The organism is Pseudoalteromonas sp. SR44-8 (assembly GCF_014163635.1).
In the GTDB taxonomy this organism is placed as follows: domain Bacteria; phylum Pseudomonadota; class Gammaproteobacteria; order Enterobacterales; family Alteromonadaceae; genus Pseudoalteromonas; species Pseudoalteromonas rhizosphaerae.
In genome coordinates, this window is sequence record NZ_JACJDS010000006.1 from 16,167 (window position 1) to 33,697 (window position 17,531).

Genomic DNA, 17,531 nt, shown 5'->3' on the forward strand with positions numbered 1-17,531 from the left:
TTTTACCAAGGCATCTTATTTTTACTAGAAAGGAAAACACTACCTTCTCTATGACTTAGGGGTAATTCGGCAAGAGAGTTCACTTTTTTCCAATCATTTTTTTGAAGAAAAATATTTAAGCCGACTTGTAAACTGTAGTCGAAAATAGTTTTTGCATTTTTTTCGCCATTAATTTCCATCATAAAATCAATTTTTAAAGCGTCCTCCGAAGAAATTGAAGTTAATACATCTGCTTCTTGACCTTCAATATCAATTTTAATTAAGTCAAATTCTTTAGCTATATTACCTATGTTATTAACTTTAACTTCAAATTTATCTAGCTCTCCATAGGGATTACTTTTTGCGCCGCTCAAATGACTTCCAGTTAAGTTTCCACATACTCGTGTAAATTCAGCTTTGCCATCAAAACTTGCCGCGGCTTCATTTATTGGCTTAATCTTTTTACAATTATTTAATTCTAGGTTTTGTTTTAAAACGCGGAATGTTTCAGGGTCCGCTTCAAAACATGTAACTTGATAATCTAATAAGCTCAGCACTATTGAATGCAGACCGATATTAGCGCCAAGATCTAACACATTCTTATAGTTATTTTTATTTTTCAAGTAAAAGCTTAAAATGATTAGCTCATCAATACCAAACAAATGAGTCGTATTAATATTGCCCATATCGTAATACGGAAGAGAAAATGTAATATTATCCGTTAATAAAAATGTTGGTGTTGATGTCGTGTTATAAGCGCTGGCAATTACTTTTGATAGTTTTTTGTTAAGAAGCTGGTAATCACTGCTTGATTGTACGTGTGATTGTGTATTCCTAGCTAGCATAACCAGCTCTTGGTGTAAGTTTATCATTATAGATTTTCCTTCAAACTGGGTATAAGCATAGCTTTTTTTTGTTTTATGTAAGCAAGTTCAGGGCTCATATTCTCTAATGGATTGCCATACTTGATAATCGGTTCATATCTAAAGTTTGGGTTAATTACTAATTCGATAAGCTTTGGCCCTTCTTGATCCATGCGAAGGTGTAAACGTTCTACTAATAATTTTAATTGCTCATTATTTTCAACTTTTTCAGAGTCGATCCCATAAGCTTTAGCAACTTCAGAAAAATTTATGTGAGGCAAGCCATTATTACAATCAGCAGAAAAATAATTTGAGTCTAGCCAATCATCTTGGGTTTGTTTTATCATACAATGACCACTATTGTTAAATACAATAATAATGACTGGAAGTTTCAAGTGATTTAACGTTGAAAGTTCTTGGATATTCATTTGCAAACCACCATCGCCAACTATACAAAATACTTCTTTTTCTTTTGCTAGGGCAACACCAATCGATGCAGGTAAAGCATAGCCCATGGGGGTATTATTATATGAAGAAATATACTGCTGGCCTTTTTTCTCTTTACCGTAGACAAGAGTTAAAGGTAAGCAAGTACCTGTATCCACACATATATTTTGGTCATCACAGAAAGCACCACTAAACAACTCAACAGCTAAATATGGGTTTACACCACCGTAATTATATTCAGGTATGTAGTTAAACTCTTGTGTGACATCCGTAATATAATTTAGCCACACATCGTTATTTTTAAATATTTCAATTAAATCTTCACAATGCAGTGAAAAAGCATCTAAAAAAACTTGTACAGATACAGGAAATTGATAGTTGATTACTTTGCCTAATTGGGCAAATTTCTCTATTTCATTATGGTCAATATCCACCATTGCGATTTTAGCTTCACGTGCAAAAGTATCTAATTTTGCTGTGGCTTTTGAATCTAGTCTGCACCCAATAGAAATGATAAAATCACAATTTTGTAAAACGATATTATTCCCACGTAAAGAATGAGTTCCAAAATTCCCTAGATTTAGCTCGTCATCATGATTTGCAATCCCTTTGAGCGGCCAAGTCGATAGAAAGGGGATTTTTAGTTTTGTTGCAAGTGAAATTAACCGTTCTGCTGAGTTATGGCACCCAGCACCAAGAATAAATAAAGGTTTTTTCGCTTGTTTTAATGACACTATGAAGTTATTAAATATGTTTTCTTGAATTACTTTATGGTTTACAGTTGATTGATTAAAAGCTTCAAATGGTATTTTTTTTATATCTAATATCTCTCGCTGAAAGTCATCAGGAATATCTATTAACACAGGCCCTGGCCGGCCACTTAATGCTGCTTTTATAGCTTCAGGTAATACAGTGATAATGTCATTAGGTCTTTTTAATTGTATTGCGTACTTTGTTATTGGCTTTGCCATAGAAACAATATCGGTTTCTTGGAAACCATATTGGCGAACCCCTAATTTATGCGATTGCCTAAATGAAGCTACATTTCCAGTTATATGTAAAGTAGCTACAGAGTCAAAGTAGGAGCTTGCGATACCTGTTAATAAATTTGTAGCGCCTGGGCCTGATGTGGCTATAGTCACGCCTAGTACATGGTGTGTTTTTGCATAACTATCAGCAGCCATCGCACATGATTGCTCATGTTGCATTGCAATAGCTGAAAGCGAAGGGTGTTTTTCAATTGAGTCAATTAAATGTAAAGCAGCACCGCCTTGCAGAACAAATACATGCTTGATATCTAATTGAGCAAGGTAAGATGCAATATAATCCGTTAGTTTCATTTATGTATGCTCTTTATTGAGTCTACGCAATTTGTAGATATTTGGGTTTTCAAGAGACTCCAAAAAATCCTCATGAAAAATTTCTTTGGATGCAATGCTATAGTTTCGTCCACTAAACTTACTATTTGCATTATCAAGAAGAAAAATTAAGGAGTCGATGACCAGTTGCATAGACACAAAGTCATTTTTCTCATATCTTCTGGCTGTTTCCTTATATGCTTCCGGCACTATTTCTTTTGCGTGGAGTGTTTGTTGGTGAATAGGTGTATCTACCCAGCCAGGACCAACATTTAGAAAGATTAAATCGGGATATTCAGCAGCTAAAACTTCAGTCATTTTTATTAATGCTACTTTCGCATTTATATAAGAGTTGAACTTCGTCGGGGCGCTATTGACGCCTCCGCCAGCAAAGGTCAGGATTTTGCAGTTTGATTTCATTTTTAGAACTGCTGAACTTAACACTTGCACTATAGATAAGTAATTAATTCTATATGCATTTTCCCAATCGTCATAAGAGCAATCTGATAGAGAACCGATTGGCTCGAGTGTGCCATGAACAAAAATTATACTATCATATATTGAAAAGTTCGTTTTATGGCACCAATCGTCAACGTTTTTTTGTGAGCTAAAATCAACTTTTGTTAGTTCAGCAAAATCTAAGTTTGATTTTCGCCCTCGATAAGTACCGTGAATAATCGTATTTTGGCTTAAGCGCTCAGCAAGTGCTTGCCCAATACCACTATTTATTCCTGTAATTAATACTCGATTCATTAAAACGGGCCTTTAAACCAGTTACCAGGAACATCGTGAGGAAATTCTACATCTTCGGTCATAAATATTTCCCTATCAAGGAGTTCAGATACAGCTTTAGTAATCTCAGTTCTGGTTTTGTAGTATTTTTTTGTTAATCCAAAGCTCGTAGGTTCAGGGTAAGAGGGGAGTGCTATTCGTTTTATTGGTTTTTTTAAGGAAGTAAAGCATGCTTCATATATTTTTGCTGAAATTTCACTAGAGACAGAAAATGAGTTATGTCCTATATCAGTGCATATGCAGGTTTGAGTCTTATTGACCGAGTTATAAATAGTTTGCCAATCAATATTTGTCGGTTCAGATACCTCAATTACCTCGCAGTTAACACCTTGTTTTTTTAGGAAGTTGTGGCAGTGTATGGCTTCTAGGAGCATATAGCTATTAGCGATGATAGTGACATCTTCACCTTCTTTGATGACTCTCGTTGTTTGCATGTTTGAGTTGTAATCGACGCACGTTTCTTTGTCGATGTTTTGGTTATGCAGCCATCGATGTTCAAGGAAAATAGTTGGATTATTATCCATTATACTTTGATAAAGTAGCTGTCCTACATTATCAGTTAAGCTTGGAGTAACAACTTTAAGTCCAGGGATATGTGCAAACCATGATTGCAAGCTTTGTTGATGAGTGGGTCCTTGACCCCAACCCCTACCTATGATTAAACGTATTGTTAAAGGTACAGTCATTTGCCCATTAAACATGTAGTGCCACTTAGCGGCATTATTTACAAGTTGGTCCATGGCAAGCAAGAAAAAATCGACTCGTTGATGGGTCATTAATACACGTGTGCCAGTAATAGCTGCGCCAATCCCTACACCCGTCATTGCATTTTCAGATGTTGGCATATCAAAGACACGGTCTGAGCCAAACTTTGATTGTAAGCCTGTAGTTGTACCAAAAATAGCTTTTGGATCATTAATACCTAATCCCATACAAATCATGCTATCGTCTTCAGCCATGGCACAGTGCTGTGCTTGGTTTATTTCTTCAGCGAATGTTGTTGTTTTATTTTGCATAAAGAAACTCTTCGTTTAACTGTGGATTTGGAAAAGGGCTATTTTCAGCAAAAAGAAAAGCATCTTCTATTTCATTTTTTATTTTGATAATCATTTCGTTATGAGTTTTCTCGAAATGTTGATCTGCTGATAGTTCCGCGAATAATAATTTTAACGGATCTTTTTCAAGCCATGTTTTGACTTCACCTGCGGCTCTGTAGTTTAAGTCATCATCAAAATTAGGACCGCAATGCTCTCTGTGACGATATGTATCAAGCTCTAAGAGTGCTGGGGCATTATTCTTTCTAATATATTCAATAGCACTCTCAACGGCATGGGTTAGTGGTATTAAAAGATTTCCATCAGCGTGAAAGCTTTCAACTCCAATTGATTGCGATAAATCCGTAATGCTTCTATTAACCGGCTGGCGAACTTCTAATGGGCTATACACTGAATAGCGGTTATTCTCACATATGAATAATATAGGAAGAGATTTAACTGCTGCAAAATTTAACGACTCGTAAAAAGCGCCTTCTTCCGTTGCACCGTCACCAAAATAACTTACGGTCAAAAAATTGCTATTTTGTAGTTTTTGACTTAGCGCACTGCCAACCGCCAGTGGTATACTATTACCCACAATTGCAGTGCTAGCTATAAAACCGCAATCCAAGTCTGTTAAGTGCATAGAGCCACCTCTGCCACCTGTGCAGCCTGTCGCCTTGCCATATAATTCAGCTATCATTTTCTTTAATGATCCGCCTTTGGCTAGATAGTGGGCATGTGCTCTATGTGAACTGAAAGCCTTATCATCTTTAGATAAAAAATTAGAAACAACAACAGGTACTAGCTCTTGACCTATTGACAGATGTGTTGGGCATCTCATTTCTTGCTCAGGGTAGCGTAAGGCTATCATTTCTTCTATTTTTCGAATTCTTAATGATTCAAAATATGCATCAAGTTTTTTCATTAGGGTATAAACCAATAAAAATCGCCAGTGTAGCCTGTATCTTTGAAAAACTCTTTCCACTGATCAACATGCATCATTGTTTTGGCTGTTAGATTCCAGGCTTCCATGCGTTCTTTTTCTTGTTCATTTCTATATGCATCAACAGTAATAAATGCTTTAGCTTTAGAAACTCGCTCTATTTCTTGCAGTGCTTTTGCACAATTATTAAGATCTAAATTATGAATAGTGTTAATTGATATTACAGTATCAAAACTATTGTCTTCGAAAGGTAATTTAGTAGCGCAACCTTGTTGTAATAAGTGCTTTACTTCCTGTTTGGCATTGTCTAATGCGTAATGGGATATATCTATTCCACTTAATGTCATTGTTGGTAGCTGTTGTAAAATATCATAAAGCATAAATCCTTTTGCACAGCCTACGTCTAATAAACTGCTATTTTCTTGCAGGCCAAAGTGCGTAATAAAGTCAGGCACGACTGGCTGCCAAAATCTTGAATGATAGTTAAAACCACCATAGCCGTGCTCTCTATCACCATCAAAGAATTCCTCGTCAAATTGGCGCGCTATAGCTCTAACTGCTTCACTTTTGGCTTCTAATCTACCAGAAAGATCACGCTTAGACTTAGGGTAATTTTTTAGTAAATCTATTTCTTGTCCTATCATGATTACCTCAAGGTTTGTGAATATAGTCATGTTCTTGCTTGGCGAGTACATCTAAATTTTGCTTCATCCAATAAATTGTTCGTTCTAAGCCGTTTTCTAATGAAATAGAATCTTGCCAATTTAGCTCGGAGCGAATTTTTTTTGTGTCTAATAAATATGCTGCATCTTTTCCTAATCGATCTTCAGTCGATTGGCACACTTGTTCAAATGGGAGCTTAAGCATATTGCAGATTGTTTCAACGAGTACTCGAATAGAGATCATTTGCTCTGTTGAAATATGGTAAATATCACCATTTTTACCCTTTTCGCCAATAAGTTGTGTCGCTGAAGATACATCGTCAATATGTATAAATGATCGTGTTGAATGCCCTCCGCCATGCAGCTGTAATTTTTTGCCTAGTAGGGCATATAAAATAGTACGAGGGATTATGCGATAAAGCTGTTGGCCTTCACCATAAACATTGGCAGCTCGTGTAAATACCACTGGAAAGTCATAAACATCTGCAAATGTATGTAGACTCATATCTGCAGCAGCACGGGAGACTGCATATGGTGTACTGGGTTGATAATTAGTATGCTCTGGTACTAATCCGTTACAACTACCATAAACTTCGGGAGTTGATATATGGATGTATTTTTCAAGGAAATCTAATTGTCGGAGAGAATTGTGTAACTTGATCGTTGAAACAGTGTTAGTCATAAACCAATGTTCAGGATGTTGCCAGCTTTGACCAACCATGCTTTGTGCAGCAAAGTTATAAATTTTTTTAATTTTTTTCTGTTTAACAATATCAATAATTTTTTGCAGATGATGATTTATATCCAGTTGGCTAAATTGCAATTTATCTGCATTTTTTTGCCAACTATATGGTAGTAATGCTGAATTAGGTTCTGATGAGCGACTAACAGCAACAATTTGCTGATCATTTTTTAGCATATGCGCACAAAATGATGCCCCTGAAAATGAATTGCTTCCTAAAACTAAAATTGATGAGTCATTCATAGTTTAGATTGCCGCCTTATTTATTTTATTCTCAAGAAGAGAAAATTGAGTTTGAATATTTTCAAATGAATCATCCATCCATGCATTTATTTGAAATTCATTATCATTAAAGTAATGATTTTTTCCAACTTCAAAGCCGTGCATGCTATTTGTTCTGTCTGATAGATTTGGAATATCATTCGAACACCATCTAAAAATGATTGAGCGAGCCCCTTCAAGATAGCTAATCGGATAAAGAGGACCACTGTCAACACCCATATTTATATACGCTTCATGGTATAAGGCGAGCCTGATACTTAAATCTACAGCTGCAAGGGGATACGTTGTAAGCGATTGATATTTTTCTTCAAGGGGCTCACTTACTTTATAAGTATCTCTAATAATTAGCGGAAAGTATTCATTGAGGTCTAGTGATAATGCAAAATCAAGCCATGCCGTTGTATTGCTATTTCTGTGCTCGGAATTTGCCCAATATTCTCTCAATGTAATTGTTATTAGCTTTTTTTTGCCCACGTAATGTCTTATGAAGTCATTAACAATAGTATAAGCTTGTTGTGGAGGTGCTAAGTTACTTAATTTAATATTTTGCTCGGCATAAGATTTTAATAATTTAAAATCTCCAGCTGCTTGTCTAGGGTTTTGAAAGTAGTTATTTGGATATATGCTAGGGTTCAAGCTTTTATAGTATACAAGGCTACTTTGCGAAATCGGCTGATCAATACCTATGCATGAGGCAAGACAATTAAACATGGGTTTAATAACCTTTTCGATACGCCATTTAGCATCAACGTTATCGTGATATACATTTAATCCTGGAGTATCGTCACTATGGCTAGGGATAATTACAAATTGAATATTTTTTTTATTTTGTTTTTTTCGTTCTATTTCAGCTAAAACGATAAAAGTAGTTACATCAAAGCAGGGCAAATTATAAGAGAGATCATAAAAAGCATATAACGTTGATTTAGTATCAATATCAAATTGCATTTGTATACAAGGAATGAGCTTACCGCTCATGTGGTTAAAAAAAGAACATTGATTAGTGGTAATACCAATTTTATTTAAAGATTGTAAGATATCAAAGACAAATTCAGAACAAATTACTACTTGGAGCGTTTGTTTTTTTTCTAGTTTTGATAATTCTTCTAATGATTTTGCAGGCGTGCCTTTGTATGATTCGCCACCATTTGTACAAGCAAAAATATTATTGTCAGTATTATATTCTGATCGGATAAACATTTCTGTTGAGGCTGTAATTCCGTAGACAATGGTGGTCATTAATTAGCCTCACGTAATGCATTGTATAGAGCTTTCATTAAGATATGCCCGACAATAACTTGAGTATCTTCTGATATCTGCATATCTTGGACTTCGAAATGGAAAACTTGGTCAAGCATCGGCTTAACTTTACCGCCAGAAAATCCTAAAATGCCCACTGTTTTCATGCCAATGTCGAGTGCTTGTTGAGTCGCTCTAATTATATTTTCAGAGTTACCGCTACCAGATAAAACAAGTAAAATATCATTGCTGTTTGCTTTAACTTTTAGCTGATGTGCAAAAATATTTTCATAACCAATGTCATTGCCTAGGCAAGTTAAAACAGAGCTGTTTGCTGGTAATGCTTCAACTTTTAATGCATTACCTTCTGGGCTAATACCAAATGTAAAGTCATTTGCAAGGTGGATTGCATTTGCTGCTGAGCCGCCATTGCCACATAAATATAAAGTGCCGTTATTTGCCTTCATAGTAAGTAAGGTATCAACAAGACTCTTAACTTGTTCACTATCTAACTGTTTTAATACATCCGTTAGGGTGTTCACATAGTTTGTTGTCAGGTTTTTCACTGAATCCTTGGCTATAGTGGTTGCAGATTGGTTGTTAGTCATAAAACTTCTCTTTGCATCCATTTAAGGTTGTAAAAATGGTCTTCATCTTTAAGTAAGTCTTGTTTGTAAGCTGTAATAATTTCGGTAATGGCTGTGTCGACATTTTTATTGGGTGTAAAACCGGTAGATAGTAACTTATCTGAATTAATACGGTAACAACGAGGGTCATTTGAAGGAGTAACCTCAATCTCACATGCTATTTTAGCCTGTACCATTTTTGCTATATCCATAATTGAGATATTTTCAAACCCTGCATTAAAGACACCAGAGACTTTCTCTGGATTATCCAGCATATAAATATAGAGATCAGTAATATCGTCAATATGAATATTTGGTCTGACTTGATCGCCGCCAAACACTGTGATTTTTCCATTTTTTAGAGCTTGCATTGTCAGCATATTGACAGAAACATCTAAGCGCATTCGTTTAGATAAACCGCATACAGTTGCTGGGCGTACAATTTGTACCGCCATGTCGTCGGCATAACTAAGAAGTACACGCTCTGCAACCATTTTCGTTTTGTTGTATTCAGAAATAGGCTCAAGCGTTAAGTCCTCAGTTACTTGCTCTTCATCTTTAACGCCGTATACGCTACCCGATGACGCATAAATAAACTGTTTTATTCCACAGCGCTTTGCTTTATCGGCTAAGCGCATAGTTGCTAACGCACTCACTTCCCATGTTAATTTAGGGTTTAAATCACCACAGGGATCGTTTGCGATAGAAGCAAGATGAATAATAGAATCCACACCGTCTAAGTTAATCGTATCAGTGTCGCGTACGTCACCTTTAATGACTGAGAGGTTGTCATGAGAGGGCAAAAAATTACCAAACCATTGGATGTCAAACGCGATTACGCGATGGCCTAAAGCCAGTAGTTTTGGAACCAGTACAGTTCCTTTATAGCCAGTTGCACCGGTAACTAATATTGTTTTTGGATTCATTTAATATTCTCTAATTCTTTGGTAGTCATAAATATAATGTTCAATGACATACAATTATTATGCCTAACTTAAGTAGATTTTTGCTCTACATGTTTATTTATATCGGTGATGTGAGGGTTTTCCTTTAATGTTTTTATTAAATCATTATAGGAAAAATCTACTTTATTCAAAAAATGCTCATAAACAGCGGTAATTGCTTTGTAATCGTCTGGTTCATCAAGTGTTAGGCGAAAGTGGCTATAATCTTCATACGCACTGAATGTGTGAGTCGTTATAGTATTAAATTTTGCCATGCCTAACGTAACATGCTCACGATCGTCCGGTGATGTTGCTTTTAGATGGGTATTCTCTAGTAAATCAAATGAAAATGCGCAGCAGTCAAGTCCTCTAGGGTAACCACTATGAGGACCTAAATTAACCATGTCATAGGTTTGAGTCACTCTTTCATTAATCACTTTGTTACATAGCTCTTCATCAATCAGTGGACAATCACTCGTTAGCCTAACTATGGTTGTAGATGATTGAGCATTATAATGTTTAGCAGCCAGATAATAGCGGCTTAGTACGTCTTGTGTATCCCCTTGGTAGGTTTTAATATTCAGCTGTGTGCATAAATCCAAGATAGGCTGCTCAGTGCCATCATTAGTTGTTGCGACAATGATTTGATCGTGCCAGTTTGGTAAGCGTTCAAGCATAATTTGTAACACTGGTTTGCCACACAGCGGCAACATCACTTTGGCAGGCAATCTGGTTGATGTCATACGTGCTTGAATTATTATTAATACATCAGACATGGTCACTGGTAATCGTAATTATTATTGAGATAAATATAGCAAATCATTACACTCTTGCACATAACTTAAAAGTTAAAATCCTTTTGGATCAATATAGTTTATCAAATTGTAAGCTATTGTAGATAATTAGGTATGAAATTTGCTTTGATTTAATGATTTTTTGACAGTGCAATTTAAGGGGCGCAAATGGCGTTTAATTCTGAAATTACCATCGATGGTAGAAAAATTGGGCCAGGTCATCCTGTGTATATTATTGCCGAAATGTCAGCAAACCATGGTCAAAATTTAGAGCAGGCGAAAGCGTTAGTTAGAGCCGCAAAAGAGGCCGGAGCTGATGCGATAAAGTTACAAACTTACCGCGCAGATACTTTAACAATGGATTGTAAATTACCGCATTTTGAAGCAACAGGTCCATGGCAAGGACAATATTTATATGATTTATACGAAGGGGCATATATGCCATGGGATTTTCACGCCCCTTTAATTCAGCTGGCGAATGAAATCGGTATCACTATTTTTTCTTCACCATTTGATGATTCTGCAGTCGATTTATTGGAATCTTTTGATTCACCTGCATATAAAATAGCTTCGCCAGAGTTGATCGATCATGACCTCATTCGAAAAGTTGCTGCGACTGGAAAGCCGGTGATTATGTCAACAGGTGGAGCAACGCTTGCTGAGATTGACGAAGCTGTGAAAGTTGCTCACCAAGCAGGAGTAACAGATTTAGCTATATTGAAATGTACAAGTAGCTACCCAGCTCCCCCGCAAAGCATTAATTTAAAAACAATCCCTCATTTAGCAGATGTTTTTAAAGTACCAATAGGCTTATCGGATCACACATTAGGTAACCATATACCTGTCGCCTCTGTAGCTATGGGGGCGACAATTATAGAAAAGCATTTTGTGATGAGTAAAGAAGATGAAACGGCTGATAGCTTTTTTTCCATGACACCAGATGAACTTGAAGATTTAGTTCAAGGAGTTAGGCAAGTTGAGTTGGCTATTGGCAGTGTACATTTCCCTAGTGAGCCCAGTAAAGCAAGGCGTTGCCTATTTGCAGTGAGGGATATTGCTGCTGGTGAAGTTTTGAACAAAGAGAATGTGGTCAATCTAAGGCCTGGTGTAGGTGAGCTGATGCCAAAGGATTTAGGATTTATAACGGGCAGACTCGCAACGAAAGCGATTAAAAAAGGTATGCCTTTGACTTGGCATCACGTTGGAGCGATTAAATGAACTATCTAATTTACGGAGCGGGTCATTTTGGAGAATGTTTTTATAGAATTTTAGTAAAGCAAAAGCTACAAGTTAATGGGTGGATCGATCAACGTTTAGTTAGCCAGATGAAGTATAATTTACCTATTTTTGATGAGCATACAGCTGATCGTAATATGACAGTCATTGTTGCAGTAACGCCGTTAGTTAACTCTAATAGAGGGCAAATCAAAGAGCGCCTACAAGAGCTCGGTTATAATAATGTTCTTGGCTTTTTTGAGGCTGCACGAGAGTTCCCAGAAGTGTTTAAGGAATATGCACAGCTAGAGCATTTATGGATGCGCACAAGTCATCATGATATGTTGAATTTACCAAGTATTAAGTGGTTACGAGCGCGTTTGGGGGATGATAAAAGTAAAAATATATTAGATAAATTGTGTGCTTTTAGGGCATCCCTTTCTATTGATGACTACCCTGAACCGGATAGAAAAATTGAGTACTTCCCAGATGATATACCTTTCAATTTTCAATCACCAATTCGTTTTATCGATTGTGGTGCTTATACTGGGGATACAGTAGAGGCGTTTGTAGAACTTCATAAAAAAAATATTATAACACTTGAGCATATTTCCTCATTTGAACCCGATACAAATAATTATCAAACACTTACAAATACACAAAACAGGCTAAAGAAAAATAATCCTGAAATTTCTTTTCAAGCATTCCCTTCGGGGGTTTGGAAATGTGTTGATTTACTTAATTTTAATCAAGGGCAAACAAGCTCCAGCAATATTATACAAAGTGAAGTTATAAATGATTCTTCAGTATCTGTTGTTGATTTAGACTCAACTTGTCAAGCTATGGATATAAACTATATAAAAATGGACATAGAGGGGGCCGAATTAGCTGCTCTTGAAGGTGCCAAAAGTTTAATTCAAACCCAACAGCCTGTGCTAGCTATTTGTGTTTACCATAAACCGAAAGATTTATGGGAACTCCCTCAATTTATCGATCAATTGCAGCCTAATTACGATATGTATTTACGAGTACATGAACATTTAGGGTTAAGCACCGTTTTGTATTGTATTCCAAAAGGTTCTCATTAATGAAAAATCAACTTATTAACTTTTTATATCAGTTTTTTACAGACAGAGGTTGCGCTGTTGATATTGATAATATTTTAGAGCTTTCATTCAAGGATGATATAGCTTTGGATTCATTTGAGATTCTGACATTAGTAATGCAGATTGAATTGACTTTCGGTATAAAAATTGAACCTCAGGAATTGCTTGATCCAAAGACGAATTATGTGAGTGGATTTGTTGATATGGTTATGGCAAAGCAATAATTATGTTTGCAATTCGTATCACTAATAAGCAAGACAATGGCATTGGTCATTTAATGCGAATGAAACATTTGGCTTCTGCATTAAAACAGCATCAATTAGGTGTCCACATAATTCTTGATGATTTATGTCAGTTTAGCCAAACGCTGTATGCAGATTTTAAAGTGGCTGATGTTCATTGGCAAAATTATGAAGAGGACGCACTTTTAACAATTAATTATATGCATCAGAATAGTTTATCGCATTTAATAGTTGATAGTTATACTTTACCGCATGAATACGAGCAGTTGATAAAGAAATCCGGTTTTACCTTAACCGTTATTGATGATAACGAGCGACAACATACTTGCGATTTTTTGATTGATTATAAATGGGTAGGACCGAATACAAAGAGCCGTTATGAATCGCTAGTACCGACTGATTGCGTTCGTCTTTTAGGCCCGAATTATTGTATTTTAGATCCCACATATCGTACCGTTGAAAAGCACTCTTCGGAGTCAGATCTTCCCGTTCGAGTTTTATTTTCATTAGGTGGCGGTGGTGATCTTTTTATTCTAAAAAGAATCTTTGATGGATTACCAAGAGCCATTCAAGCAAATGTTCTTTTTGATATAGTGATAGGTCCCTATGCAACGAATAAAGATACTATGTATGCTATTGGGCAAGAGTTTCCAAATATTAATATTTTAGAGAATGTAACTTGCCTGAAAGAGTATTATGAAAGAGCCTCACTTTTTGTGGGTGCATTAGGCACCTCTTTTTATGAATGTGCTGCGACTAAAACACCAGCGATTACTTTTTCTCTTGAGGATAACCAGACTAATGATATTGATATCTTGGAGTGGTTAGGTCACTACCTCCATATTAATGATGTTTCTATTGATGATTTTTTGCGATTAGGAGAGTTAATTGATATCGCTCTTAGTCAATTACCAAGATTACAATTGCTGGTAGCCAAAAGAAAAGTATCGGTTGATGGCGAGGGGGCACGGCGAATAGCTAAAGCTCTTGTCGGTGAGAAGATATCAACAAATTGTTTTGCTATTGCTGAGCAGCACTGCGAAGTAAAGACTGAATTAACAGATAATTTGGTTGTTTGCCAAGTTGATGATACCCATATAAATAGTTATTTATCGGCTAGAAACTTACCTAGCAATAGCGTGAGAATGACTGTGCAGAATGCTATTAAGCCATTGGAACATTATTTATGGTGGTTTAATCAATCACGTTTTAACTTTGTGATTACAGAGCGAGAAGGCAGTAGGCAATCTCAAAGTTTGTATATCTGGCATAATTTATATAAAGATAAGTATTTATATGGCGGCTGGTTTTCTTGTAATCAAGATCTTTCCTTGCCCATAGCTATGATCGCCTTACAATGGCAACTTGAGTTTTGTAAAGCGAGTCATCCCAATGCTATTTGGCTTGCGGTGATCCACAAAGACAACAAATTTGTAAATTTGCTAAATAGCTATATGGGATTTGTGGCAATACCAATACATTCAAAAGAATATAAAGTAACGCAACAGTTATTTCCTTTGGCCGATGAGAAGTTTAATTTTGTAATGTGGGACCCAAATGCACAATAAAAATATATACCAGCTTGTTCAATCACATACGGTTACTCAACCTGAGAAAATTGCGTGTATATATCAACAGACCCAAATTAACTACCAACAACTAATAAATAAGGTTGATTCTTTAGCTGCTGGCCTGACTCAGTTAGGAATTAAGCAAGGACATAAAGTTGCGTTATTTTGTCCAAATAACCTCGAGTTTACATATTGTTTATTAGCTGCGGCTAAACTGGGTATTGCGCTTGCGCCATTACCACTAACTCTTAAAGGACAGGCTTTATCAAAAGCGTTACAAGTAGCTGATTGCGAGTATGCTATAGCATGGATAAGTGTGGCTGAACAACTTGTTAATAATGATGTTTTAGCTTCCGACAATATAATTACGATAGGTGGCAATAGTGATAACTTGATTGATTTGGTCAATGTAATGTCTGCATCCACGGCGCAATATGATGAGTTTCCAGTAGAAAATATCAATTTACCTTATATTCTTACCATGACTTCAGGTTCTACTGGTCAACCTAAGCCAATAGTATTTACTCAAGCGACTAAAATTGTTCGCGCATTTGATGCGACGGCTCAGTATTACCAATTAGATAAAAGCGATGTTGTGTTGGTTTCAACACCTTTATATCATTCACTTGCACAGCGCTCTTTACTGATGCCACTAATGTTGGGCGCAAGTGTAGTTATTTTACCCAAGTTCTCAGTTAATGCTTGGCTTGATGCAATCAATACTCATAAAATTAGTTTTTTATTTGCTGTTTCAAGTCAACTAAAGGCCTTGATCCCAGAGTTAGCAAAAGCGCAGTTAACAAGCTTGAAGTGTGTTGTATCATCTTCTGCAACGCTTGAAAGCGACGACAAAAAGTCACTGTTATCAGCCTTGAATTGCCGTTTTCATGAATGTTATGGGGCATCAGAAATGGGGGTGATCAGTGATTTTGATATAACCGAGCCGAATGTACCGATCAATAGTGTAGGTAAGCCTTTACCAAATCTGAAAATAAAAATATGTGATGCTGAACGTAATACTTTGTCTAATGGTAATATCGGTGAAATAGCTTGTCGCTCACCAACTGCGTTTGCACAATATTATAACTTACCAGAGCAAACTGCGCAGAGTTACGACAGTGATGGTTATTTTTTTACTGGTGACCTTGGTTATTTGGATGATGATAATTATCTTTATTATGTTGGTCGAACAAAAGAAGTTATTAAATCGGGCGGGATCAATGTTTACCCGAGCGATATTGAGTTGGTAACTAATTACTTACCTTGGATTGCTGAGTGTGCGGCTTTTGGAGTAAGTGATGATAAATTTGGAGAAGTCATTTTATTATCTTTTGTTTGTAATGATACTGCGCCAGTGAATGCAAAAATGCAGTTGCAAATGCATTTATTCAAAGAACTTACTGACTATCAGCAACCGCGAATTTTGTTTGAGATGAAAAGACTGCCAAAAACCGAAATGGGTAAAATCCATAAACCGAGTATCAAGCAGGCATATCTAGAGAGTTGTAATTAAGCGTATTACACGCTTTCCCAGCCAAGTGTTTGTGTCGAACGTTTAGCAGCAGCAAATAACTTTAAGCCATCTGCGGCGTGTTCTAAACCAAATACGTATGGTTGGTTATTTTCTTGCCCTAGTTGAAAACATTGTAAATCTTCAGCGATGTCGCTGTATAAGTTTGCAAATGCTTCTACAAAACCAGTGGGGTGGCCTGGTTTCATGCGGTTATATCTAAATTGGTGGGCGTAGTCGCACTGACCCGCTCGGTCTAATATCTCTCGCCTACCATCATTAAAATTTAGTTCTAACTCGTCGGGGTTGAGCTGTAACCATTTAGCACTTCCGGTATCTCCATACACTCTGATCTGTAAACCGTTACGATGACCAATAGCCGTTTTTGACATCCACATGCTGCCTTTGACGCCACTGGCATACTTTACTAGCATTTGTACGTCATCGACTAAATTAGCATATTGAGAGTGGTTACTAAATTCAGCTAATGTGTGAGTTGGTTCCTCACCCAATAAAAAGCTACTTAGGTGATGAAGGTGAACACCTAAATCTAAGCAAATGGTTGGTACTTCAGCATCTCGCAGACGCCACGCCTGCGGTTGTGATGTTTTTCCCGCGATATCGGGGGGGCGGCGAAAGCCTTCTTGCGGCATTTCTAAGTGAATTTTTTGAATTGTTCCCAGCTTTCCTGAATTTATTAAATGCTTTAACTCACGTACCATTGCATAGCCACTGTAGTTAAAAGTAACAGCTAAAAATTGTTTCTTTGGATCATAATAAGGGCGAAGAGTTGCAATTTCTCGTGGTCCACAAACCATCGCTTTTTCACAGATTACGGGTAATTTTTTTTCGAATAAATACTGTAAAACTTCTAAATGATGTGGTGTTGGAGTGAGCACTACAAAAGCATCAATGTGACCCTTTTCAGCTTCGACCATTTCTTTCCAATCTGCGTAAACACGTTCTGCTGGGATCCCCCAATGAATACCTGTAGCTTGATTATTTTCTTGATTACGACAAAAGGCACCGGCAACAACTTGAAATTTATGATCCATGTGAGCTGCGCAAAAGTGCACATAACCAACAGCTGACGTGTTACCCCCGCCAATAAAAGCAAGTTTGAAAGTCGGGTGAGTTTGTAACATAGTTGCCTCAAGGTTCATTAAATAATATGTTTAT

The 17,531-nt window shown here is 36.6% G+C and carries 17 protein-coding genes; 5 read left to right on the forward strand and 12 right to left on the reverse strand.

Annotated features, from left to right (window positions below; genetic code table 11):
• Positions 1 to 2 precede the first annotated feature (2 nt).
• From H5183_RS03940 to H5183_RS03990, 11 genes are all read right to left on the reverse strand, one after another.
• Positions 3 to 851, reverse strand: a complete 849-nt coding sequence (locus H5183_RS03940; RefSeq protein ID WP_145239468.1) for an FkbM family methyltransferase — start codon at positions 849 to 851, stop codon at positions 3 to 5.
• Positions 851 to 2,629, reverse strand: coding sequence for a thiamine pyrophosphate-binding protein (locus tag H5183_RS03945; protein ID WP_076923528.1), 1,779 nt, complete (start codon positions 2,627 to 2,629; stop codon positions 851 to 853). The genes H5183_RS03940 and H5183_RS03945 overlap by 1 nt, the downstream gene beginning before the upstream one ends.
• Positions 2,630 to 3,400: an SDR family oxidoreductase gene (locus tag H5183_RS03950; RefSeq protein ID WP_182731001.1), complete on the reverse strand. Its 771-nt coding sequence runs from the start codon at positions 3,398 to 3,400 to the stop codon at positions 2,630 to 2,632. It lies immediately after the preceding gene.
• The gene (locus tag H5183_RS03955; protein ID WP_076923526.1) at positions 3,400 to 4,455 is read right to left on the reverse strand and encodes an alpha-ketoacid dehydrogenase subunit beta; all 1,056 of its coding nucleotides are present in this window, start codon (positions 4,453 to 4,455) and stop codon (positions 3,400 to 3,402) included. The genes H5183_RS03950 and H5183_RS03955 overlap by 1 nt, the downstream gene beginning before the upstream one ends.
• Complete coding sequence (locus tag H5183_RS03960) at positions 4,445 to 5,401, reverse strand: thiamine pyrophosphate-dependent dehydrogenase E1 component subunit alpha (RefSeq protein ID WP_169019240.1); 957 nt, start codon at positions 5,399 to 5,401, stop codon at positions 4,445 to 4,447. Before H5183_RS03960 ends, H5183_RS03955 begins: the two co-directional genes overlap by 11 nt.
• The gene (locus tag H5183_RS03965; protein WP_083707533.1) at positions 5,401 to 6,063 is read right to left on the reverse strand and encodes a class I SAM-dependent methyltransferase; all 663 of its coding nucleotides are present in this window, start codon (positions 6,061 to 6,063) and stop codon (positions 5,401 to 5,403) included. The genes H5183_RS03960 and H5183_RS03965 overlap by 1 nt, the downstream gene beginning before the upstream one ends.
• A 7-nt stretch (positions 6,064 to 6,070) precedes the next feature.
• A complete protein-coding gene (locus H5183_RS03970) occupies positions 6,071 to 7,066 on the reverse strand; it encodes a GDP-mannose 4,6-dehydratase (protein WP_076923524.1) in 996 nt (331 codons plus the stop codon).
• 3 nt (positions 7,067 to 7,069) lie between these two features.
• Entirely contained in the window at positions 7,070 to 8,344 is a 1,275-nt protein-coding gene (locus H5183_RS03975; protein ID WP_182731002.1) for a hypothetical protein, read from the reverse strand.
• Positions 8,344 to 8,952, reverse strand: a complete 609-nt coding sequence (locus H5183_RS03980; protein WP_076923522.1) for an SIS domain-containing protein — start codon at positions 8,950 to 8,952, stop codon at positions 8,344 to 8,346. The genes H5183_RS03975 and H5183_RS03980 overlap by 1 nt, the downstream gene beginning before the upstream one ends.
• On the reverse strand, positions 8,949 to 9,896 hold the full coding sequence (locus H5183_RS03985; protein WP_145239453.1) for an NAD(P)-dependent oxidoreductase: 948 nt from the start codon (positions 9,894 to 9,896) through the stop codon (positions 8,949 to 8,951). Before H5183_RS03985 ends, H5183_RS03980 begins: the two co-directional genes overlap by 4 nt.
• Positions 9,897 to 9,964: 68 nt before the next feature.
• Positions 9,965 to 10,690, reverse strand: a complete 726-nt coding sequence (locus tag H5183_RS03990; RefSeq protein ID WP_076923520.1) for a cytidylyltransferase domain-containing protein — start codon at positions 10,688 to 10,690, stop codon at positions 9,965 to 9,967.
• Between the two features lie 186 nt (positions 10,691 to 10,876).
• Here H5183_RS03990 and pseI point away from each other — a divergent pair, with 186 nt between their 5' ends.
• From pseI to H5183_RS04015, 5 genes are read left to right on the forward strand one after another with little or no spacing between them, the layout of a single operon-like run.
• Positions 10,877 to 11,926: a pseudaminic acid synthase gene (gene pseI, locus H5183_RS03995; protein WP_182718191.1), complete on the forward strand. Its 1,050-nt coding sequence runs from the start codon at positions 10,877 to 10,879 to the stop codon at positions 11,924 to 11,926.
• Positions 11,923 to 13,011, forward strand: coding sequence for an FkbM family methyltransferase (locus H5183_RS04000; RefSeq protein ID WP_182718190.1), 1,089 nt, complete (start codon positions 11,923 to 11,925; stop codon positions 13,009 to 13,011). The genes pseI and H5183_RS04000 overlap by 4 nt, the downstream gene beginning before the upstream one ends.
• The gene (locus H5183_RS04005; protein ID WP_076923517.1) at positions 13,011 to 13,253 is read left to right on the forward strand and encodes an acyl carrier protein; all 243 of its coding nucleotides are present in this window, start codon (positions 13,011 to 13,013) and stop codon (positions 13,251 to 13,253) included. Before H5183_RS04000 ends, H5183_RS04005 begins: the two co-directional genes overlap by 1 nt.
• A gap of 2 nt (positions 13,254 to 13,255) precedes the next feature.
• Positions 13,256 to 14,839, forward strand: coding sequence for a hypothetical protein (locus H5183_RS04010; protein ID WP_182731003.1), 1,584 nt, complete (start codon positions 13,256 to 13,258; stop codon positions 14,837 to 14,839).
• The gene (locus H5183_RS04015; protein WP_182731004.1) at positions 14,829 to 16,355 is read left to right on the forward strand and encodes a class I adenylate-forming enzyme family protein; all 1,527 of its coding nucleotides are present in this window, start codon (positions 14,829 to 14,831) and stop codon (positions 16,353 to 16,355) included. Before H5183_RS04010 ends, H5183_RS04015 begins: the two co-directional genes overlap by 11 nt.
• A gap of 5 nt (positions 16,356 to 16,360) precedes the next feature.
• On the opposite strand, the gene H5183_RS04020 is transcribed toward H5183_RS04015, so the two are convergent.
• On the reverse strand, positions 16,361 to 17,515 hold the full coding sequence (locus H5183_RS04020; RefSeq protein WP_310736544.1) for a Gfo/Idh/MocA family oxidoreductase: 1,155 nt from the start codon (positions 17,513 to 17,515) through the stop codon (positions 16,361 to 16,363).
• Positions 17,516 to 17,531: the final 16 nt, after the last annotated feature.